This is a genomic window from Blochmannia endosymbiont of Camponotus nipponensis, from assembly GCF_009827135.1.
Classification (GTDB): domain Bacteria; phylum Pseudomonadota; class Gammaproteobacteria; order Enterobacterales; family Enterobacteriaceae; genus Blochmanniella.
This window is the reverse complement of record NZ_CP046534.1, coordinates 363,878-387,458: the sequence shown is the minus strand read 5'-3', so window position 1 is coordinate 387,458 and position 23,581 is coordinate 363,878. Positions and strand designations below refer to the sequence as shown.

The 23,581-nt window shown below is 28.9% G+C and carries 15 protein-coding genes; 7 read left to right on the top strand and 8 right to left on the bottom strand.

Translation table 11 applies throughout. The features are described from left to right. Nucleotides 1–2,097 carry a glycine--tRNA ligase subunit beta gene (gene glyS, locus GN161_RS01630; RefSeq protein WP_236840122.1) on the top strand — a complete coding sequence of 699 codons (2,097 nt, stop codon included), beginning with the start codon at nt 1–3 and terminating at the stop codon, nt 2,095–2,097. A 197-nt stretch (nt 2,098–2,294) separates the two neighbouring features. Here glyS and GN161_RS01625 read toward each other — a convergent pair whose 3' ends face one another. Then, nucleotides 2,295–2,912, bottom strand: a complete 618-nt coding sequence (locus GN161_RS01625) for a Fe-Mn family superoxide dismutase (protein WP_159714962.1) — start codon at nt 2,910–2,912, stop codon at nt 2,295–2,297. A gap of 666 nt (nt 2,913–3,578) precedes the next feature. On the opposite strand from GN161_RS01625, the gene GN161_RS01620 reads away from it, so the two are divergent. Further along, nucleotides 3,579–5,660 (top strand): M3 family metallopeptidase, encoded by a 2,082-nt coding sequence (locus tag GN161_RS01620; RefSeq protein WP_159714961.1) that lies wholly within the window; start codon nt 3,579–3,581, stop codon nt 5,658–5,660. Nucleotides 5,661–6,003: 343 nt separating this feature from the next. On the opposite strand, the gene GN161_RS01615 is transcribed toward GN161_RS01620, so the two are convergent. Further along, nucleotides 6,004–7,641 (bottom strand): inorganic phosphate transporter, encoded by a 1,638-nt coding sequence (locus GN161_RS01615; RefSeq protein ID WP_159714960.1) that lies wholly within the window; start codon nt 7,639–7,641, stop codon nt 6,004–6,006. A gap of 350 nt (nt 7,642–7,991) precedes the next feature. Between GN161_RS01615 and ubiA the strand changes: the two genes are divergently transcribed. Further along, nucleotides 7,992–8,861 carry a 4-hydroxybenzoate octaprenyltransferase gene (gene ubiA / locus GN161_RS01610; RefSeq protein WP_159714959.1) on the top strand — a complete coding sequence of 290 codons (870 nt, stop codon included), beginning with the start codon at nt 7,992–7,994 and terminating at the stop codon, nt 8,859–8,861. A gap of 266 nt (nt 8,862–9,127) precedes the next feature. On the opposite strand, the gene zur is transcribed toward ubiA, so the two are convergent. Next, nucleotides 9,128–9,580: a zinc uptake transcriptional repressor Zur gene (gene zur / locus GN161_RS01605; protein ID WP_159714948.1), complete on the bottom strand. Its 453-nt coding sequence runs from the start codon at nt 9,578–9,580 to the stop codon at nt 9,128–9,130. A gap of 439 nt (nt 9,581–10,019) precedes the next feature. Between zur and dnaB the strand changes: the two genes are divergently transcribed. From dnaB to gltP, 4 genes are all read left to right on the top strand, one after another. Then, nucleotides 10,020–11,393, top strand: a complete 1,374-nt coding sequence (gene dnaB / locus GN161_RS01600; RefSeq protein WP_159714946.1) for a replicative DNA helicase — start codon at nt 10,020–10,022, stop codon at nt 11,391–11,393. Nucleotides 11,394–11,818: 425 nt separating this feature from the next. Further along, the gene (ssb, locus tag GN161_RS01595) at nt 11,819–12,283 is read left to right on the top strand and encodes a single-stranded DNA-binding protein (RefSeq protein WP_159714944.1); all 465 of its coding nucleotides are present in this window, start codon (nt 11,819–11,821) and stop codon (nt 12,281–12,283) included. 498 nt (nt 12,284–12,781) lie between these two features. Then, a complete protein-coding gene (locus tag GN161_RS01590) occupies nt 12,782–14,425 on the top strand; it encodes a Na+/H+ antiporter (RefSeq protein ID WP_159714942.1) in 1,644 nt (547 codons plus the stop codon). A gap of 774 nt (nt 14,426–15,199) precedes the next feature. Next, entirely contained in the window at nt 15,200–16,486 is a 1,287-nt protein-coding gene (gltP, locus tag GN161_RS01585; protein WP_159715534.1) for a glutamate/aspartate:proton symporter GltP, read from the top strand. A 320-nt stretch (nt 16,487–16,806) separates the two neighbouring features. On the opposite strand, the gene GN161_RS01580 is transcribed toward gltP, so the two are convergent. The 5 genes from GN161_RS01580 to GN161_RS01560 form a co-directional block, all read right to left on the bottom strand. Then, entirely contained in the window at nt 16,807–17,214 is a 408-nt protein-coding gene (locus tag GN161_RS01580; protein ID WP_159714940.1) for a Rid family detoxifying hydrolase, read from the bottom strand. Nucleotides 17,215–17,328: 114 nt separating this feature from the next. Further along, nucleotides 17,329–18,336, bottom strand: a complete 1,008-nt coding sequence (gene argF, locus GN161_RS01575) for an ornithine carbamoyltransferase (protein ID WP_159714938.1) — start codon at nt 18,334–18,336, stop codon at nt 17,329–17,331. A gap of 459 nt (nt 18,337–18,795) precedes the next feature. Continuing rightward, a complete protein-coding gene (locus GN161_RS01570) occupies nt 18,796–21,471 on the bottom strand; it encodes a valine--tRNA ligase (protein ID WP_236840121.1) in 2,676 nt (891 codons plus the stop codon). 7 nt (nt 21,472–21,478) lie between these two features. After that, nucleotides 21,479–21,934: a DNA polymerase III subunit chi gene (locus GN161_RS01565; RefSeq protein ID WP_159714936.1), complete on the bottom strand. Its 456-nt coding sequence runs from the start codon at nt 21,932–21,934 to the stop codon at nt 21,479–21,481. A 114-nt stretch (nt 21,935–22,048) separates the two neighbouring features. Continuing rightward, nucleotides 22,049–23,554 (bottom strand): leucyl aminopeptidase, encoded by a 1,506-nt coding sequence (locus tag GN161_RS01560; protein WP_420021888.1) that lies wholly within the window; start codon nt 23,552–23,554, stop codon nt 22,049–22,051. Between the last annotated feature and the right edge of the window lie 27 nt (nt 23,555–23,581).

Genomic DNA, 23,581 nt, shown 5'->3' with positions numbered 1-23,581 from the left:
ATGCAAAAGGATAATTTTGTAATGAAAGTATGTACTTTTTTAGTAGAGATTGGTACTGAATCGTTACCATCTAAAATTTTAAAAAGGTTAGGGAAAGATTTTTTTTGTCAAATTATTAGCGGTTTAAAAAAAAATAATTTTGTTTGTGATAAAGTTAATTGGTTTGCTTCTTCATGTCGTTTAGCAGTTAAAGCTAATATAATAATAACAGATGATTTAAATATTAATATTGCATGTGTTAATCAATTAAGTAACATCGATACATATGATAAGTATTTTAAAAGTACATATCCCCGAATTAATCCTGTAGTTAATAAGATGGATATTGAGTACAATAATAAATCTCAAGAAATATTGGAATGTGATAAAAATGTATTAATACATAAAAATTTAAAATATTTGTTCTGTAGCGTAATTAGTTTTGCTTTAGAAAAATTGAAAAATTATGAAATGATGCGTTGGAGTGATATAGATATTTCATTTATTCGACCTGTTCGTACTATGACGATATTATTGGATAAATATGTTATTCCAAGTTATTTTTTTGGTATAAAGACAGGTCGAGTTTTGTATGGTAATAGATGCATGGAAGAAGAAAAAATTATTATTGAACATGCCGATCTTTATCCAGATATTTTAACTAAAAAAGGTTGGGTAATAGCAGACTATGCTAGAAGAAAAAATATTATACGTGTGGAGGTAGAAAAAGAAGCTAAAAAAATTGGAGGAATTGTAGATATTCAGGATGAAAGTTTATTGGAAGAGGTTACTGCATTAGTAGAATGGCCTATAGTTCTTTCTGGTCGATTTGATCAGAAGTTTTTAGTATTACCACGTGAAGTAATACTTCATATTATGAGATATGATCGAAAGTATTTTCCAGTATATCATTCTATTAGTGGAGAACTATTACCATATTTTATTTTTGTAACGAATACGATTTCAGATAACTATAAAAAAATTATTGTTGGACATGAAAATGTAATAACTCCACGTTTAATGGATGCAGAATTTTTCTTGAAAAAAGATAATAAATGTCGTTTAGAGGATTATATACCTAAATTAGGTGATGCGTTATTTCACAGAAAACTTGGTACTTTGTGTGATAAAAGTTGGCGTATAAAGAAATTATCTGGATGGATAGCGGAGCAAATAGGTATAGATATACGACAAGCAAAACGTGCTGGATATTTGTGTAAGTGTGATCTTATGAGCAATATGGTTTTTGAGTTTCCTTCAACTCAAGGAACTATTGGTATGTATTATGCTCGTCGGGATGGTGAAGCAGAAGAAATAGCATTAGCTCAAAAAGAACATTATTTACCACGTTTTTCTAAGGACAAGTTACCTGCCACTCGTATTTCTTGTACTGTGTCTATTGCAGATAAAATAGATACTATATCAGGTATATTTGGCATTAAAGAATTACCAAAAGGCAACAGAGATCCATTTGCTTTAAAAAGAGCCGCTATTGGAATTTTGCTTATCCTTATGTACAAAAAGTTTCCATTAGATTTACTTCATCTAATACAAAAATCGGTAGAGTTATATGGTTTACAATTAACTAATGTGACAGTAATTAATGATATATATAATTTTATATATAATAGGTTATCTTCGTGGTATCGATCAAGAGGCTATAAATTGGATATTATTAGATCGGTGTTAAATGTGAAAAATTCTAGTGTAGTAGATATTGATGCCCGAATAAAAGCAGTAACTGCTTTTTGTAATCTACAAAAAGAGGAAAATTTGAAATTAAATTTAATGTATAAACGTATATCAAATATTTTATTAAAAAAACAAATATCTTATAGTGATGATGTGCAATATTCTTTATTAAAAAATCCGGAAGAAATACATTTAGCTATGGAGGTAATGTCGATAGGAAAAAGATTAGAGATATTATGTGCACAACATCGTTATTATGATGCATTAATTGTTGTTATGACAATATTTAGTTCAGTAAATATGTTTTTTGATAATGTTATGATTATGGATGCTAATGAAAATATACAAATTAACCGTTTAACTTTGCTAAATAAAGTTAAAAATCTATTTTTACAGGTGGCAGATATTTCTTTGTTGCATGTTTAGTTATTTCTGTGTATCTATTGTTTTGGTTGTGTTCAGTTAGCTCATCATGAGCTAACTGAACTTTTGTTGTATTTAAAAGAATTTTTATTAAATCTGTCAGTGAATAAAATTTGTGATTATGACAGTATTAGAATAAATACTGTAGTACGATATAATCATGCTGACAAAATGTTAGTTTAGTTCATAAAAAATACATGTTATGTTTGATTGAATTGTATGTGTACTTCATCCCAATTAACTACATTCCAAAATGATTTAATATAATCTAGTCGACGATTTTGATATTTTAAATAGTAAGCATGTTCCCAGACATCTAGCCCAAGAATCGGGTATCCATTTGCTCCAGAGATATCTTTTCCCATTAATGGATTATCTTGGTTGGCAGTGGATACTATAGATAACATATTATGTTGTTTTACTAACCATATCCAACCAGATCCAAAACGATTCATAGCAGTTTTTTCAAAATGATCTTTAAAAGAAGAGATGCTTGAAAAGTTGTGTTCTATTGCATCTTTTAATGATCCTTGAGGTATAGTACCTTTCTTGAGGTATTTCCAAAACAGACTATGATTAGTGTGTCCTCCGGCATTGTTGCGTAATATATTTTTTTTATGATCGGGTAAATGGTTTAATTTTTTTATTAGTTCTATAACAGATAAATTGGAGAATTCAGGTAAATCATTTAATGCTGTATTAGCATTATCAATATATGCTTGATGGTGTTTTGTATGATGAATTTTCATAGTTTTTTCGTCAAAAAATGGTTCCAAAGCATCATATGGATAAGTTAAAGAAGGTAATATAAAGCTCATGATAAAATTACTCCATAATTGTATGAACGTTAAAATAATAATTTTAAAAATAATTAAAAATTATATATCTATAATAAAGAGGTTATAGTGTTAGATTGTTTATTAATATAATATAAATTTTATATTATCTTCTCTTTATATGTAGAATAGAAATGTATTGTATCAATTTCTATTCTACATATAAAGAGAAGATAATATCTTTAAATAATTATATTTATTAAGTGTTTTTATTTATATTTTTTATTGCTTTAGGTGCTAATGTATAGCATTATAATATATAATTCATATAATTTTATATATTTATTTCAATGGTGTTATTATTAACTAAAATTAAATTAGTGATATTTATAGTTTGATGTATTGATACTATGATCCATAAGAATAAGAATATTTATATGTAATAAAATTGTATATATGGTGATATCATTGCATATGGTACGGTCAGTGGCGTAGTTTGGTAGCGCAATACGTTCGGGACGTATAGGTCGGAAGTTCAAATCCCGTCCGCACCGATGCAGTAGATGATGATATATTTATTTAATAATTTTTATATTTTACGATTAATGATTATGCTTAATTTTTATTAATATAGTGTATGGATATATATATTTGTATAGTCAAGGATTTTAAAAATAAGTGTATGTCGCAACATTTTAGGTTTACTGTATGGATGAAAACCCATTATTAGATTATTCTATTTTTCCATCATTTTCTTCTATTAGTCCCAAACATGTAAAAGAAGCTATACAAAAAGTGTTGACTAATTGTTATAATACAGTAGAACAGATTGTTTCCAAGAAATACATCACTTGGGATACGTTACATTATCCGTTAATGGTGGCAGAAAATGAGTTGCAACGTACTTGGTCTCCGATAACACATTTGAATTCTGTGCAACACAGTTTAGAATTACGTAAAGTGTATGAAGAAAGCTTATTATTTATATCTGAATATAGAAATTGGATGCATCAACATTATGGATTGTATAAATCTTACAAGTTATTACAGAATGGAGATTCTTATCAGCAGTTGAGTATAATACAAAAAAAAGTTATAAATAATATTTTACGTAATTTTATGTTATCAGGAGTTTATTTGTCTTCGAAACAAAAAAAAATGTATACGTACATAACTTCTAAATTAGCATGGTTAAGCTCAAATTATGCAAATAATGTATTTGACGCGACGTTAGGTTGGAGCAAATTAGTTACTGAAAAAAATCTATTATCTGGTATACCAGATTATAATTTGAAGATTGCTCATTCGGAGGCACAAGCTCGTGGACAAACAGGATGGTTATTTACGCTGAAATATCCTAGTTATTCTGCAGTTCTTTTATATTGTGATACTCAAAATCTTAGAGAAGAATTATATTGGGCTTTTAATACTCGTGCGTCTGATCAAGGACCTAATAGTGGAAAATGGGATAATACTTTAATAATGGATGAAATTCTTGCATTACGTTATGAGTTAGCACAAATATTAGGCTTTAGCACTTATCTTGAAAAATCTTTGGCGAAAAAAATGATACACGATCCAAAGAAAGTATTTGATTTTCTTATGAATTTATCTATTCAGATACGTTGTTGTGAATATAAGGAATTTATAGAAACCCAAAGTTTTGCTAAAAAACAATATTCTTGTGTATCTTTAAATCCATGGGATATTGCATATTATAGAGAGAAACAAAAAAAATATCTTTTTTCTATTACAAATGAACAATTGCGTTATTATTTCCCTGAAAAAAAAGTGCTTTGTGGAATGTTTTCGGTAGTGAATTGTATTTATGGTATTACCATTAAAGAAAATTATGATGTAGAAACATGGCACTCTGATGTACGTTTTTTTGATATTTTTGATGATAAAGATGAGTGGATAGGTGGATTTTATTTGGATATTTATATTAGAGATAATAAGTGTGAGGGCGCGTGGATGGATGAGTTAGTAGGTTTGATGGATCAAAATAATAATACTCATACTATTAGTCAAAAACCTATTGCATACTTAACTTGTAATTTTGGTCGTTCAGAAAATAAAAAATTATCATGTTTATTTACACATCATGATGTAATAACTTTATTTCATGAATTTGGACATGTATTACATCATGTTATGACGCGTATTAATATTCCGGAAATATCTGGAGTGAATGGAGTGCCGTGGGATGCAGTAGAATTACCTAGTCAACTTATGGAAAAGTTTTGTTGGGAACCTGAGGTATTACAATTGATTGCTATGCATTATTACACAGAAGAACCATTATCTGACTACATAATAAGTAATTTATTGAAAATAAAAACATATCAATCATCATCTCATCTTTTGCAACAAGTGATATACGGGTTATTTGATTTACGAATACACCATGAGTATGTTCCAGGAAAGCAAGGGAGTATACTAAAAATATTTAACGAAGTAATAAAAAAAATGTCGACACATAATCTATCAATGGATTGGGATCGTTTTCCCAATTCTTTTTTACATATTTTTTCTGATGATTATGCTGCAGGATATTATAGTTATCTATGGGCAGATATGTTGGCGTCTAATGTCTGGTATCGTTTTCAGGAGTCAGGTGTTCTTGATGCAGAAATAGGAAAATTATTTCTTAATAATATCCTTGCATTAGGGGGGGGCATTGATTTGAAAAAATGTCTTGTAGAATTTTGTAAACATGCTATCACAATAGAACCGATGTTACGGTATTATGGGATCCCTGTATCTATTAATAATTCTGTATTAATATAATATTATATATAAATTATGAAAGTATATATTTTTAACATACGAATAATCGATAAAATAACTGTGATGCTTTAGTTTTGTTTAATTATGATTATAGATACAACGTGTTTTTTATTTTTTGTGATTATTGTATTGATAGTTAAATGTAATTTATTAAATTGATAATGTTATCTTTAAGTGTAAATTTATTGATTTAGAATAAAATTATAGCATTGTTTATTTTTGATAATTAAAAATTGTTAGTGTTAGAGTGTTGTTTTTAGTTGATATATTAATTGTTAATAAGAAAATGCGGGAATAAAGTGACAAAGATTGTCATTTAAATTTTGTTTGTATTTACTTTATTTTATATTTGAATATTATTATGTAATAAATGCAATGTAATCCAATAGAAACTTCCGCTTAATGCGATAGAGACAGGTAAGGTTAATGACCAAGTTATTAATATATTTTTTATTGTTTTCCCTTGTACTCCCCAACCACGAATTAGCATGCTGCCCGTAATGGATGAAGATAACACATGAGTAGTAGAAACAGGCATTCCGGCATAACTTGCTGTACCTATAGATATGGCTGTAGTTAGTTGTGCAGATAGACCTTGTGCATAAGTCATCTCTCTTTTTCCTATTTTTTCTCCGATAGTGGTAGCAACTCTTTTCCATCCAATTATCGTACCTAAAGATAACGATAATGCAACAGTGAAAATAATCCAAGTTGGCGCGTACTCAATTGTATTTAATAAATGTTTTTTTAAATTTTTGAGAAAATGTTTATTTTTATATGAAGTTTCTGGCAGTGCTGTTACTTGATCTAGAATATCTACTATATAAATAATTAACTGTCTCATTTGGGAACGTTGCTCTATATTCAATTGAGCATAACTATCTAAATTTTTCAGTAATAATGAAGCATTATTAATAATAGTAATAGTTAATGGTAAATCATGGAAAATTTTTCTTATTTGTGTCTCTGTTTCTGAAGAATATAAATATTTATTGTAACATACCGTATTATTGTTATCATTATTATTGTTTGCGAAAATCTGTGTTTCCTCTTTGAAGGAAGGAATGATAATTGCTAATTGATTTAATGCTGTTGATATGGGCATAGATGCCATTTCTGATGGTATGATGATTTTAAATGTGTTACCGTGTTGAGTATAATATTCATAAAAATTGTTTACTGCATCTCGAGTACGAGATATATCGTGACTATTAGCATGCATATTAAGCATAAAACTTGCTGGAGCTACTCCTATTAAAAGTAACATAACCAGACCAATTCCTTTTTGTCCATCATTTGCTCCATGAGAAAAGCTGACTCCAGCTGCGGATAAAATTAATATAACACGAGTCCATAACGATGGTTGAGGTCTGCCGTGTTCTTGCATTTGTTGAGTAGGAGTTGTATGAATGTTTTTATTTTTTTTATTATTATTATTCCAGTATCTACATAATATTAACATCATTATTTTAGCTATTATCAAGCCTATTATAGGTGATATTATTAATGATAAAAAGATATTAGTTAATTTTGGAATATTTAATCCTTGCGTCATTGGACAATGTGTGATCATTGCGTTAACTAATCCGATTCCAATTAATGTTCCAATAAGAGTATGAGAGCTGGAGGTAGGCACTCTGAAATACCACGTGCCAAGATTCCATAGTATTGCCGCAAATAACATAGAAAAAATCATAACTAGAATATGATTAGCGTTAGTATTCATAAAAAAATATGTAGGAAGCAAGTGGATAATTGCATATGCAACACTTAAACCACCGAATATTACTCCTAAGAAATTAAATATACCTGACATTAATACTGCGCTATGGGAATTCAATGCACAGGTGTAAATTACGGTAACGACAGAATTAGCGGTATCATGAAAACCATTAATAGCTTCATAAATAAACACAAGAATTAATGCAAGAATCAACATAATACTGATGTGTATTTCTAAGTTGAACAGAAAATGTGACATAAGAAAATACGCCATTATTAAAATGCTAAATTCGTATTATTTATGAGAATCTATGTATAGAAAAGGAAAATTATATTTTTTTATGATGATCATACATATATATGATATATTTTGCTGTTACATAATTATGTTTTTTTTTAAAATATTTCATTTTTATTTCCTATTATTACGGTTTAGTATTTATAAATGTAATAAGTTTTCAATAGATACGATGTATTGATATATAATTATCTCCATTAAATATTAATGAAATCAATGTGTTTAATACTATTCTATATATTATGATAAAGATATTAATCATAGATAGTATTATTGCTAAATTTGAAACGATTATATTATTTATTAATTTTATGTCAAACAGGCTTTTTTTTATCAAAAAGTGTTACAACTTAGCACAGTTGATGCGTTTTAATCAACCTATTGGATTTTTTCTATTACTGTGGCCCACTTTATGGGGTTTATGGCTATCGAATAGAGGCATACCCGATAATATTATTTTGATAGTTTTCGTTGTTGGTGTATTATGTATGCGTTCTGCAGGTTGTATCATAAATGATTATGTTGATTGTGATATTGATGGTTGTGTTGAGAGAACTAAGACGCGTCCTTTACCATCTGGAATGATTAAAAAAAAAGAAGCATTGGTGATGTTAGCGATACTTTTGTGTATTGCGTTAATATTAGTTTTACGTTTTAATTTAATCACTGTTTTTTTATCTTTAATAGCGCTTATATTATCTGGAGTATATCCTTATCTTAAAAGATATACTTATTTACCACAAGTAATGTTAGGAATATTATTTAGCTGGCCTATTTTAATGGCGTTCACTTCCATTGATCATCCTGTAGATAGTACAGCTTGGTTATTATTTTTGATGAATACTTTATGGGTAATAGTATATGATACACAATATGCTCTGGTAGATCGTGAAGATGACATATGTATTGGTATAAAGTCATTTGCTGTATTACTTGGAAACATGGACAAATTTATCATCGGAATATTTCAGTTATTTATTGTATTAATATTGGGAATTATTGGTTGGAAGGAGCGATTTGTTGCAGTGTTTTACTTTTTTTCGTTATTTGGAGTGATCATATTATTTGTGTGGCAACAAATATTAATTAATAAGAAAAGAAAAATACGATTCTTTCAGGCTTTTTTAAGCAATAATTATATAGGTATGTTAGTTTTCATAGGTATAGTATTGAGTATGTAGTAGTTTAAATAGAATAGATTTTATCTATAACAATAAAAATATAGGATGCATGTATTTACTATAAAAATAACTAATACCCGTTATTATATATTACCCTAAAATGGTATGTATATTATTTTTAAAATAATCGATATAGAAGTTATATATAAATTATGAAGTATTAATTATCAGAAAATAATATTTTTTATCTTGAGAAAAAACGTATATTTATAAGCTATTTGATTAATGTTATGCATTTATAAATAATTAGGCCTAAAATGTGAATGTTATTTAATATTAATACATTTTGGACATAGTCCATGCGCTTCAATAATGTTATTAAACATAATAAATCCTGTAATTTTAGCCATATTTTTTAAAATTTCTTCGATATCTTTTGTTGTTTGTTCGGTGACTTGTTTGCAATTGCTACAAATAAAAAAAGCAAAGTTATGTGATAACTCAAAAAGATAATGACATAGTACAAAAGTGTTGGTAGATTCAATACGATGAATAAATCTTTGTTCTAATAAAAAGTTTAAGGAACGGTAGATGGTGGAAGGTTTTGCATTAGGTAATGAAGATTGTCTTAGCAAGTGTAGTAAGTCATAAGCGCTTATAGCTCCGTTACATTGAGATATTAATTGTAGCACCGCTAAGCGTTGCGGGGTTAAACGTACACAACGTTGTTCGCATATTTTTTTAATTTGAGTTAACATTTTTTGGATATTAGTATTCATATTGTTCCTTCAATTATTAATTATATAGTCATGTTACTATCAGTATAGGAGGTGTAAATAAAATATGTTTGGTATTAAAAAAAATAAACTGATGCTATAAAGCAATTATATAACATATGAAAAAGTAGAGGTTTAAATAATAAATTTCATTTTTTTTATGGTTATAAGTATGTTATATGAATAACATTCAGGAATATTATTACAAGATAATCATATATAAATCATGATATTTGATATGTATTAATATGATTGTATATTTTTTATACTTTTGTTATACCTGTATCAAGCGCTCATTATGTGTATTACATGATATTAATTAGTTTAATTAATTTAGGTATTTTTATGGTATTATTGTGATAATAGATTTTTTAATATTTAAATGTTTAGAATATTGATTGTTACAGAAAATAAAAGTTTATGTTAGGAAAAATATTAAAGCATGCATGTTTCTTGTGATGAACAAGTAAGTAGTATAAAAATACCACCGTATTCATTAGAAGCTGAACAATCAGTATTGGGTGGTTTAATGCTGGATAATACTCGGTGGGAGTATATATCAGGACAAGTTGATTCTGATGATTTTTTTAATTATGCTCATAGAATAATTTTTAATGAAATGAAACGTTTGTTAGAAATAAGTAAACCTGTTGATTTAATAACACTATCAGAATCTCTTGAAATTCAAGGAAAATTGGAATTGGTAGGGGGATTTGCGTATTTAGCAGAATTGTCAAAAAATATTCCTAGTGTTTCTAATGTAGTTGCATATGCCGAGATAGTACGTGAACGTTCAGTAATACGTGCAATGATTGCTATAGCAAATAAAATTGCTGATGCTGGGTATAACCCTCAAGGTCGCAGCAGTGATGAACTATTAGATTTAGCTGAATCTCTTGTTTTTCAAATTTCACATAGTAAAAGTACTTACAATTCTAAACCAAAAGGAATAGATCATATTTTAGAGAACACAGTTGCTCACATTGAGCGGGTATGCAATAGATCAAAATATGGTGTTACGGGTGTGTCTAGTGGGTATAAAGATCTTGATAAAAAAACTGATGGTTTGCAAAAATCTGATCTTATTATTATTGCTGCGCGTCCTTCTATGGGAAAAACTGCTTTTGCTATGAATTTATGCGAACATGCTGCAATGACTGAAAAAAAACCAGTATTGATATTTAGTTTAGAAATGCCTGGTGATCAAATTATGATACGTATGTTGGCTTCATTGTCTCGGGTAGATCAGGTACGTATTCGTACGGGACGGTTGAATCATGAAGATCGAGAAAGAATTACCAGTGTAATGGCACTTCTTTTAGAAAAACGCAATATATATATCGATGATTCTTCATGTTTAACGCCTACTGAGGTTCGTGGGCGTGCCCGTAGGTTGTTCCGTGAACATGATGGTTTAAGTTTAATCATGATTGATTATTTACAATTAATGAGAGTTCCTTCTTTGTCCAATAATCGTACTTTAGAAATTTCTGAAATTTCTCGATCATTAAAGGCTTTAGCCAAAGAATTAAAAGTACCGGTTATAGCAATTTCTCAGTTAAATAGAGGATTAGAGCAACGTACAGATAAGCATCCTGTTAATTCAGATTTACGCGAATCTGGAGCAATTGAACAGGATGCTGATCTTATTTTATTTATTTATCGTGATGAAGTCTATCATGAAAATAGTGATATGAAAGGTGTTGCTGAAATTATTGTGGGGAAACAACGCAATGGTCCCATTGGTACTATACGTTTAATTTTTAATGGACAATGGTCTCGATTTGATAATTATGTCAAACCTGGTCAATATTGATTGTTATTAGTGGTGTGATTTTGTTATATACATTATCATGTGTAATATAAAGTATGGTAGTCTATGATTGAATTTTGGTATTTATTCTGATGAAATATAAGAAATATTTGATATGTATTATATTGAGTAATATATCTGATATTAAAATAAACATGATAACTTTGAATTAAGTTATTGTTTAATGCTTATTGTTCTATATATAAGTTTAGGTTCAATATTAAATATTAAAGTAAAGATAAATTAATGGCGATATTACTTGTTGTATTGAATAGGGTGTTTGTGGGGAATATTAGTGAGGAATATCGATGATCTAAATGTGAGGAGATTAACTATATTATATAGTTTTATTTTCAATAAAAAAATTAAAAATTTTTAGGATTATTATTATATATGATGTAATTATTTGGTTATTAACGGAGGAATTTGTGGCAAATAGAGGGATTAATAAAGTTATTTTAATTGGTTATCTCGGACGAGCCCCAGAGGTTCGTTATATGCCTAGTGGTAATATGGTTACTAATATTTCAGTGGCTACTACTGAATCTTGGAAAGATAAACAAACTAATGAATTTAAAGAAAAGACTGAATGGCATCGTGTGGTATTGTTTGGAAGATTAGCAGAAATTGCTTCAGAATATCTTCAAAAAGGTTCTCAGGTATATATTGAAGGATCATTAAAAAGTAGAAAATGGCAAAATCAAAATGGACAAGATCGGTATGTTACTGAAATTATTGTGAATATTGGTGGGACAATGCAAATGTTGGGTAGCCGTCATGTAGACGAAAGTATGCCATCAGTAGATAATCAGAATATAATAAATAGTGGTGATGAAACGATATCGGACGATTCCTCCAATGTTAATTTTGATGACGAAGATATTCCGTTTTAGAAAATTTAGGTGTATTGAAATTGTTTTTTTAATTGATTTTTTTGTATAAATTCATCAGTGTAGTGTGTAGATTCTTATTATGCTATCTTAATTATAAAGATCAGTAAGATATGGATCTGATTTTTTTTTTACACTGTTATTTAATGCACTTAATTGTGTTGAGTGTTTTTGACATTCTCAATAGTATTGAGAATGCATATTTTAATGTATTAATATAGTCAGGATGTATCATTTGATATTTTATTTACTATATTTACTAAATGTATTTAAACAATAAGTTTGAAATTTATGTTATCAGAATAAGCATAAAATATGGCATTGCTTATTAATGGCATATAATACAGTGATTACATGTAAATATGTGTATAGATTTGTTATTTATTTAAAATATTATATATGTACCATGCTTGTACAAAAATATAAAGTATATATACACCTTAATACTCTACTCTTATAGAGTATAATATTCATTTTTTGGGTATAGTTGAGATTTAAAGCATGGAGATTTTTTTTACAATTCTTATTCTTACTTTAGTGGTCTCCATTTCAGGAGTGATAACACGAATTTTGCCATTTCAAATGCCATTGCCTTTAATGCAAATTGTATTGGGAGCTTTATTAGCTTGGCCTAAATTTGGATTACATGTAGATTTTAATCCTGAGTTATTTTTATTGCTTTTTATTCCCCCGTTATTATTTTCTGATGGTTGGAAAACTCCAATGCGTGAGTTTTTACGTCATGGAGGGGAAATTGTTATATTAGCATTGGTATTAGTTATCATTACCGTGATTGGTATTGGATATTTAATTCATTGGATGATACCAGAAATGCCACTTGTAGCGTCCTTAGCATTAGCAGCGGTTTTATCTCCAACTGATGCAGTAGCTCTTTCAGGAATTGTAGGGGAGGGACGTATTCCTAAAAAGCTTATGGATATTCTTCAGGGAGAAGCTTTGATGAATGATGCATCAGGTTTGGTTTCTCTTAAATTTGCGATTTCAGTAGCCATGGGTACTATGGTATTTAGTGTAGGCGGAGCTTCCATAGAATTCATCAAAGTATCTGTGGGTGGTTTATTAGCCGGTACGATCATTACTTGGGGATATAGTAAATCGTTAAGATTTATCACTCATTGGAGCGGTGGTGATCCTGCTACTCAAACGATACTTCTTTTATTATTGCCTTTTGCTGTATATTTAGTTGCCGAACATATTGGTGTATCTGGAATATTATCTTCAGTTGCTTCAGGTATGACTATTGGTCAGTCTGGAATTATTCGAAACGCTCCATTAGCTATGCGGTTACGGGGAAACAGTGTGTGGACAATGCTAGAATTTGTATTTAATGGTATGGTATTTATTATGCTTGGGTTGCAATTGCCAGATATTTTATCCACTTCTATTTCGCAGGCAGCAATGGATCCAACTATTAAAACGTGGATGTTATTTGTATATGTAATTCTTATTTATACTGCGTTAATGATCCTTAGATTTGGATGGTTATGGTTAATGAAAAATATTAGTTTATATTGCATGGTTATGCGTCCAATGGTATTTAGTGAATACAGTGTACGGGAAATTTTAATTGCTTCTTTTGCTGGAGTGCGTGGTGCTATTACATTAGCGGGAGTGCTTTCAATACCACTTTTTTTAAGAGATGGATCGGTTTTTCCGTTTCGTTACCAATTAGTTTTTATCGCCACTGGTGTTATTTTATTTTCTTTGTTATGCGGTGTAATTGTTCTCCCATGGTTGTTACAAGGAATTGTAGTATCTGATAAATTGTTACAACAAAAAGAAGAACGTATGGCTCGTGCTATAGCAGCAGAAGTAGCTATTGAAAGTTTATATAAATTTGAAGAGCGGTTAATGTATAGTCAAGAAGAAAATATTGATAGTCAATTGATCAGTGAAGTAAGTGCGCGTGTTATAGGTAATTTGCGTCGTCGCATAGATGGCAACAATGATGCTCATTTTATGTTAACTGAAGAGTTGGAGAGACGGATGAGGTTAAATGCATTACGTGCTGAACGAGGAGAATATTATCATTTACGTGCACAACAAAAAATTAGTAACGCAACATTAACGAAATTGTTACGTGATCTAGATTTCCTAGAAGCTTTGTTAGTAGAACATGAGTAATTTTAAGTTTTTATAATTTGTGACTGTAGTTTTTATTAGAGATTAATAGGTGTTAGTTTGTTTGTATATAGTTAATTTATGAGTGTGTATTGAAAATGCATATAATTGATAGTGAGGAATTTTGGGAAAAATAAATAGATCAGATGTAATTATTAATTATGGAAATATATTACCATAATGATGGTAGTACTATATGTAGGTTGGAGATGTAAATATTTTTATATTTATTAAGTAATTGGGTGGTATATGTTATGTTGTGAGGTGGAATGTCAATTGATTAATAAAATAAGATTAATTTTGAAGATATTTTGTTATGTATAGTTGACTTAAACAATGGATGACTTTATTCTCTGGAAAAGTAATTTGTAATTTTAAGTGTTTTTGTATTTTAAAAAGTTAGTAATATTTGAATAAACATTATAATCATCACATATAATTATATGTTTTAATAAATAGTTAATATATAATTTTACACATTAAGTTTGTATATTACTCAATGCACATGAATATATGTCGCGTTGAGTTTTGTTTTTTTCGTAATAATGTTTTTAATATAGGATGTATGGATGTGCAGTATTTTGAATATAAAGATTAAGTAATTTTTATATCAACTGATTCATAGTTTTTTATTGATGGTCTTTGATGTATGTTTGGTTTTTTTTGTAGGAATTTCTTAAAGAGACATTTTTAACTGTTTTAATATAACTAATTTTAGATTGATTGGAATTAAATAGTAATAAAATCATTTATTTTAATTAAGGGGTAACTATGATGATGAAAAAGTTTAAAATTACCCTTGCTTGGAAAATTTTTTTTGCTTTAAACTTGGGTATTGTGTTAGGAATTGTATTGCATAATCAAACAGAATTGAAAGATTGGATGATTATCACATTTCTTTCTCCAGCTGGAGAAATTTTTATCCGTATGATAAAAATGATTGTAGTTCCTATTGTAATGGCTACATTAGTAGTTGGTATTGCTGGGATTGGAGATGCTAGAAAGCTTGGAAGTATTGGTTTAAAAACTATTATTTATTTTGAGGTAATTACAACACTTGCTATAATACTTGGTGTTGCTTTCGCTAATTTGCTTCATCCAGGTTATGGAATCGATATGTCTGTGTTATCTAAAACGGATATTTCTATGTATGAGCAAACTACATCTGAAATACAGTCGAATTTAATAAATACTATGTTATCATTGATTCCTTCAAATGTTATTAATTCTATGGCTAGAGGAGATATGTTACCAGTTATTTTTTTCTCAGTAATTTTTGGGCTTGGATTGGCTACATTGCCAGAGAAAAAGAAGACCCCATTGTTAGATATTTTTAATTCCGTAGCGGATACTATGTTTGAAGTAACACATATAGTTATGCGGTATGCGCCTATAGGCGTTTTTGCTTTAATTTCAGTCACAGTTGCTACTTTTGGTTTTAGCTCTTTATTGCCTCTTACTAAACTTGTTTTATTGGTCTATGGTGCGATTGTGTTTTTTGCGTTAGTGGTATTAGGTATAGTGGCTCGTATATGTAATCTTAGAATTTGGAAATTAATTTGTATTTTAAAAGAGGAACTTATTTTGTCTTTTTCTACTGCTAGTTCAGAAACTGTATTACCTCGTATTATAGAAAAAATGGAAGCTTATGGAGCTCCATCGACTATTACTGGATTTGTAGTGCCTACTGGTTATTCTTTTAATTTAGATGGATCAACTTTATATCAGAGTATTGCTGCTATTTTTATTGCACAATTATATGGTATTGAGCTCTCTTTAAGTCAAGAAATCATTTTAGTATTGACTTTAATGATAACTTCTAAAGGTATTGCTGGAGTTCCTGGGGTTTCGTTTGTAGTATTATTGGCTACATTGGGTAGCGTTGGTATTCCATTAGAAGGATTAGCTTTCATAGCGGGAGTAGACAGGGTGTTAGATATGGGTCGTACAGCTTTAAATGTCATAGGCAATGCTTTAGCAGTGTTAGTAATTGCAAAATGGGAAAATCAATATGATACAAAACGAGCGTTGATATATGAATCAGAGATGTTATCTAATAAATAATAAATTAAATAGTAATTTGTTTACAATAATTGTTTTTGTGAACAAGAATCGTGAAAGTGTTATTATTTTATTCTAAAAAAAAGAAATGTGTGTGACATCTATGATGATAGATCCATTATTATAATGTAAATAATATGCTATTTTTTGTTGTTGTTAAATCAAATAGATAGAGAAATGAATTGGTTTGTATTGTAGATATATATGTATATAGTTTTATATTGTTTGATTTTGCATAGGTAGTTCTACAGGAGTATTTTTAGAACAATAAAATTTATGCCCAGTTTTTTAATATATGTGTTTTATATTAAGAGATTAATAATTTATAAAAAACGCATTGCGGTGGCTTCAATTTCTATCTTGGCGTTTTTTGGTAATTTAGATACTTCTATACAGGAACGTGTAGGAAAGATTGTGTTTTCACAAGAAGAATTTGTGTGTGTATTGAAAAATTTCTTGTAGCTAGTATTTATTTCAGATAAATCGTTAATATTAACGATAAATAGTGTAATCTTAATGATATTATTTATTTGAAGGCCAGTAATTTCTATAATGTTTTTAATATTTTGTAATGATTGGTATGTTTGACAATAGATACTATCAGATATAATATTTGTATCCGGGCAAATTCCTATTTGCCCGGATACAAATATTATATTTCCTGTATCTATTGCTTGAACATAAGGTCCAAGAGGAGTGGGAGCTGTTTTTGTTCTGATAACACGGCGCATATAATTTTTCCTAATGATAATGTGTTTGTATTTGTAATAAATAATAAGATATTAAATGTTAGGGTTTATATCAAAATATAAATTGTATACTTATTGAAAATTTTGTGACCTGAATCAATCAGGTAGTAGTGTTGCCATAATCAACGCTTTAATAGTATGCAAACGGTTTTCAGCTTGATCAAATACTACGCTATGTTGAGATTCAAATATGTCATTTGTTATTTCTAACCCATTATTTAGATTATATTTTCTTGATATTTTTTTACCAACAGTAGTTTCATTATTATGTAATGCTGGTAAACAATGTAAAACTTTTACATTTGGATTACAGGTATTTTGAATCATACTATGATTTATTTGATAAGGAGATAATAAAGAAATACGTTGTGTCCACACTTTTTCATTTTCTCCCATAGATACCCATACATCAGTGTACAAAAAATCTACATCTTTTACTCCATTGCAGATATCTTCGGTAAGTATAATATTTCCATTATTATGTTGCGCAAGATTTTGGCAATTTATAAATAATTCCTGTGTCGGCCAAAATATCTTAGGTGATACTAGTCGTAAATCAAATCCCATTATTGCTGCAGCTTCTAATAAGGAATTGCTAATGTTATTTTTTGCATCTCCTACATAGGCTAGTTTCATTTGATGAAAGGTTTTATGGGGCAGTTGTTCCTTCATAGTCAGGAGATCAGCAAGTAATTGTGTTGGATGAAATTTTGTGGTAAGTCCATTCCATACTGGTACTCCAGAGTATTGTGCAAATCTAGTCACTGTATCTTGATTATAGCCACGATATTGAATACCATGGTACATTCGTCCTAATATTTTAGCAGTATCTTTAATAGATTCTTTATATCCAATTTGACTAATATTTGGAGTTAGGCAGGTGACACACGCGCCCTGATCAAATGCTGCTACTTCGAAGGCACATCTTGTTCTAGTAGAATGGTTTTCAAAAATGAGTATGATATTTTTTCTATTTAATTTTTGGATTTCAGTGTGTGTATTTTTTTGATGTTTTAAATGATTTGATAATTTTAATAGATATTTAATTTCGTCCGATTTAAAATCTATTAATCGTAGAAAAGATCGTTGATATAATTGGTTCATGTAATATTTACCTGAAAATGGTTGGTCTATAGATAACGTGATTTTCTTATATAAATTAAAAAATAATTTTAAAAATGAAGTTTTTTTATAATAAAAACATTTTTTAAACATATGGAAATTAGTTTTGATCAAAAAAAATAGTGTTACAATTAATTATAATTAATTAGAATAACAAAGTAAGTTTGTTGATTGATTTTAGTGATTTATGATTAATATACTAATCAATTAACTTTATTGTTGAAAATTGTTCTAATTTATCATTTTATATAAAATGATCACAGTTTTTATTATAATATATTAGTCATCAATTTATTCCTAATGTTTTCATAATAATGTAAAAATTATTGTTTATTTTTGTATAATAGATGTCGGTGTATAATTTGTGGCATTGTAGTATTCTAGTGGTTTTTTGTGTTGTTTTAATTTTGTGGTTTATTGATTACAATCTTTTTAATTTGTTTACTTCAATTGTGTTATTGAGTCTTTTTCTGGTATATGTACTAATAGTTCTGTTGAATCTAAGGGTATAGTAATTGATTTCGGATGATGTATTTTGTTCTTTGATATAAAGTCTATGCTTTCTAATTGAGCAATATTGCACAAAATTTTAGAATTTTCTGTAATACGTTTTTTAATTTCTAATGGAGTGTTTCTAAATATTGCTTGTAAAGGCGTGTTGTATGCTATATTCATATTTACACGAATAGCACGGATCGCTACTATCACATGTTTGATCCATTCTAAATCTGTAATAGATTTAGTGTCAATTATGGATGCATCATATTTTGGAAACGGTTGTAACATGATAGTTTCTCCATTATTTTCGGTAATTACTTTAACTTCTTGCCAAATTTTTTCTGTAATAAAAGGAATAATTGGATGTGCTAATCGTAGTAATGATTCTAGTAATGTAATTAATGTGTAACGAGTACCGCGTATTTCTAATATATTTCCATGAAAAAGTATTGGTTTAGTTAACTCTATATACCAATCACAAAACTGATGCCAAATAAATTCGTGTAAAATATTTGCTATTTTGTCAAAACGATAAATTTCAAGTTTTTTATGAACAGTGTTTACTGTTTGATGAAATTTTGTAATAATCCAACGATCTGCTAAAGAAAATGATTTTTCCTTGGTGAATATACCGCAATCTTTATTTTTAGTATGTATTAGAACGAAGCGGCTAGCATGCCATAATTTATTACAAAAATTACGATAACCTGCTAGTCTTTTCATATCCCAGTGTATATCGCGCCCAGATGATGCTAATGCTGTTAAAGTGAATCTTAAAGCATCGGTACCATATGGTTTGATCCCATTGGGAAATTGTTTTTTAGTGTATTTTATAATTTTTTTAGCAAATTGTGGTTGTAACATGTGTTTTGTGCGTTTTTTTAATAAATTTTCTATTGAAATGCCATCTATTATATCTATTGGATCAATGATATTTCCTTTAGATTTAGACATTTTTTGTCCTAATTCATCACGTATGAGCCCAGTAAAATATGCAGTTTTAAAAGGAATTTGAGCTGATCCGTTTTTGTTTTTAATGAAATACATGGTCAACATAATCATTCGGGCGATCCAAAAAAATATGATATCGAATCCACTGATTACAACATCAGTGGGATGAAAAATATTTAATAAATTGGTATCTTTAGGCCAACCTAAGCCAGCAAATGTCCAAAGACTTGAAGAAAACCATGTATCTAATACATCGTTATCTTTATGTAATATTATGTTATTATCTAATTTGTTTTGTGTTCTGATATCTTTTTCACAGTGGCCTACATATATTTTTTTATTGTTATCATACCAAGCAGGAATTTTATGTCCCCACAAAATTTGACGGGAAATGCACCAATCTTGTACATTATTCATCCAACTAAAATACATATTTTTATATTGTTTTGGGACAAAATTAATTATATCTAGTTGTACTGTATGTATTGCTTGTTGCGCTAAATTTTGAGCGCGTAAATACCATTGATTAGTTAACATGGGTTCAATTATAGCACCAGTACGATCACTACATGGTATGATTAAATTCTTAGATTCTATATTATGCAGCAACCTGAGCGTGTTGCATTCGGAAATTATTTTTTTTCTTGCATGATCACCATCAAGATCTTGGAATATTTGGGGAATATCACAGTGTAATGTATTATTAGGTTGTCCGTAACTATCGAATACTTCTGGTTTTTTAAGAATTTTTCTATCAAGTGATAAAATATTTATCATGGGTAACTTGTGTTTTTTGGCTATAGTGTAATCATGAAAATCATGAGCAGGGGTGATCTTGGCACAACCGGTTCCTTTAAACATATCTATATCTTTGTCAAAAATAATAGGAATACGTCTATTAGTAATTGGTACTATAACGTATTGCCCTATTAAATTTTTGTAGCGGGGATCTTCTGGGTGTACTGCAACGGCAGTATCACCTAATATAGTTTCTGGGCGTGTTGTTGCAACAATTAAATGTTTTGAATTGGTTATAATATTAGTAGAATGATCTAATTTATAATATAAATACCACATGGAACCTTTCATCGGTTTATTTACAACTTCTAAATCAGAAATAGCGGTTTGTAATTTATAATCCCAATTTACTAGTCTTTTTCCTCTGTAAATTAAATTGTTTTCATATAAACGAATAAACGCTTCTTTTACCGCGTAGGACATTTCTGAATCCATGGTGAAACGTGCTTTTTTCCAACATACTGAATTTCCTAATCGTTTCATTTGGTAATTAATAAATTTTTCAGATTGATTTTTCCATATCCAAATTTTTTTTATTAATTCTTCATTTGTATAATCATGTTTATTTTTACCTGTATCATTATAAATTTTATGTTCTACTAGCAGTTGTGCTGCAATGCCAGCATGATCTGTGCCTGTTTGCCATAATGTGTTTTTTCCGAGCATTCTTTGATAACGAATTAAAATATCCATGATGGTTTGTTGAAAGGCGTGCCCGAGATGTAATTGTCCTGTAATATTGGGTGGAGGCATCATGATGCAATAATTTTCTCGAGATATATCCTCATCATGGGGATCGAAGTAGTTTCCTTGCTCCCAAAATTTATAAATTGGTTCTTCTATGTTTTTAGGGTTATATGTTTTTTCCACGATATCATTACTCATGAAATTGGGTGTGAATAACATTCATTTTGAATCCATTTTTTTTATAAGATTGATATCTATGTCTTGCTTTTTTTTTTAACATATCAGTTATGGGCACGAAATCTATTATTTCGTTAAAATTAAAAAAAAAGTCCATATTTTTTAGCATAAGATTAATTAATAAGTCTCTTGAATTATTGTCATAACAACATTGGTTCCAGTATATAGTTATTGGAGTATGGAGGGATTTTTTTTCAAACAGATTATGAGGCAGGAATGAATTTTGATCAAATATCCATAGTGCTTTGTCTATTTTTTTTGCTTGATGTTTATTTTCGCAAGCTACTAATATGCTTTTATCAGACCTCCAATGTGTACTTATTAATTTACAAATCAGCTTTTCTAAGTAGTTGAGTTCATCTTTTTGTTTAAATTCTTGAGATAGCAAATAAAAAGTTCCTTGTTTCATATGTTATTATGGTTGATTAAGTTTTATAGTTACTTTAATGTTTATTAGTTTAAATCAACTTAAGTATATTTTATATATCATTTTAGTACAGTTTATGTGATTAATAAAAATAAATTAAATGTTATGAGATGATCTATTTAATAGATATTGTGATAAAAGTGCAACGGGGCGTCCCGTTGCACTTTTATCACAATGATTAGATATCCATGCTGTTCCAGCAATATCTAGATGGGCCCAATTATATTTATCAGTAAATTTTTGAAGAAAACACCCAGCTGTAATGGCACCGCCAGATTTACCCCCTACATTTGTCATATCCGCGTAGTTAGATTTTAATTGTTTTTGAAATACATCGTCTAATGGTAATTTCCATACATAATCTTTAGATTGTTCTGCAGCTATAATTAAATCATTAGATAGATCTTCATTATTAGACATTAATCCACTAAAATGATGCCCTAAAGCGACAACACAAGCTCCGGTTAATGTGGCTATATCGATAACAACATCAGGTTTATAACGTGCTGCATATGTTAATGCATCACATAGTACCAAACGTCCTTCAGCGTCGGTGTTTAATACTTCTACTGTTTGTCCTGACAAAGTAGTCAGAATATCACCTGGACGAAAGGAAGCATGATTAATCATATTTTCAGAAATAGCAAGTATTCCTATAATGTTTAATGGTAGATGCAGTTCTATAGCTATACACATGACTGCATATACTACAGCAGCTCCACACATATCATATTTCATTTCATCCATTTTGTTTGATGGTTTAATAGAAATTCCCCCAGAATCAAAGGTTAATCCTTTTCCTATAAAGACAATAGGAGCGACATTCGGTCCTTCAGGATGACCGTTATATTTAATTATAGGCATGGTTGGAGAGTAACTAGATCCTTGTCCTACTGCTAAATAAGCATACATACCTAATTTTTTCATTTTTAAAGCATCAATGATATTTATTGTGACATTAGTATGATTAGATAATTCATGAACCTTATTGACTAGATAGTCAGGTGTGCAAAAATTAGGAGGCATGTTTCCTAAATCTTTAGCTATTTTTATTCCTTGCGCGATAGACAATCCATCTTTAATAGATTGTTTGCAGGATGGTAATTCGTTTTTATGAGGTATATGTAATATTATTTCATGTAGTGTGGTATTTAATTTAGTTTTGTTTTTTTTAAATTTATTAAAAACGTATAATTCTTCATTAATTATTTCTATTGTTTGTCTGATTTTCCAATAATTATTATATCCTTTTATATTGAATTCACTTAAACAACATAATATTCTAAGTATAGAAATTTCTTTGCAAAAGAGGATCATTTTTCTAATCAATTTTTTATAACAATTTTCGTTAAAATCAGATTTTTTACCGCAACCAATTAATATAATGTGTTTGTTTGGTAAATAAGGGATATCGTATAATAAAAGTGTTTGCGCTACTTTTCCATTTAATACATTATGATTTAACAATGCACTAATATATCCTTTGCTTATGTCATCTATTTTTTTTGTTGATGGAAATAGACGTGTTTCTTCAAATATACCACTCACGACGCAACTACTAGGATATGATTCTAAGTGATTTTCGGTAACGCTAAACTCTATCATAATTTTTCCTGTATATAAATATGT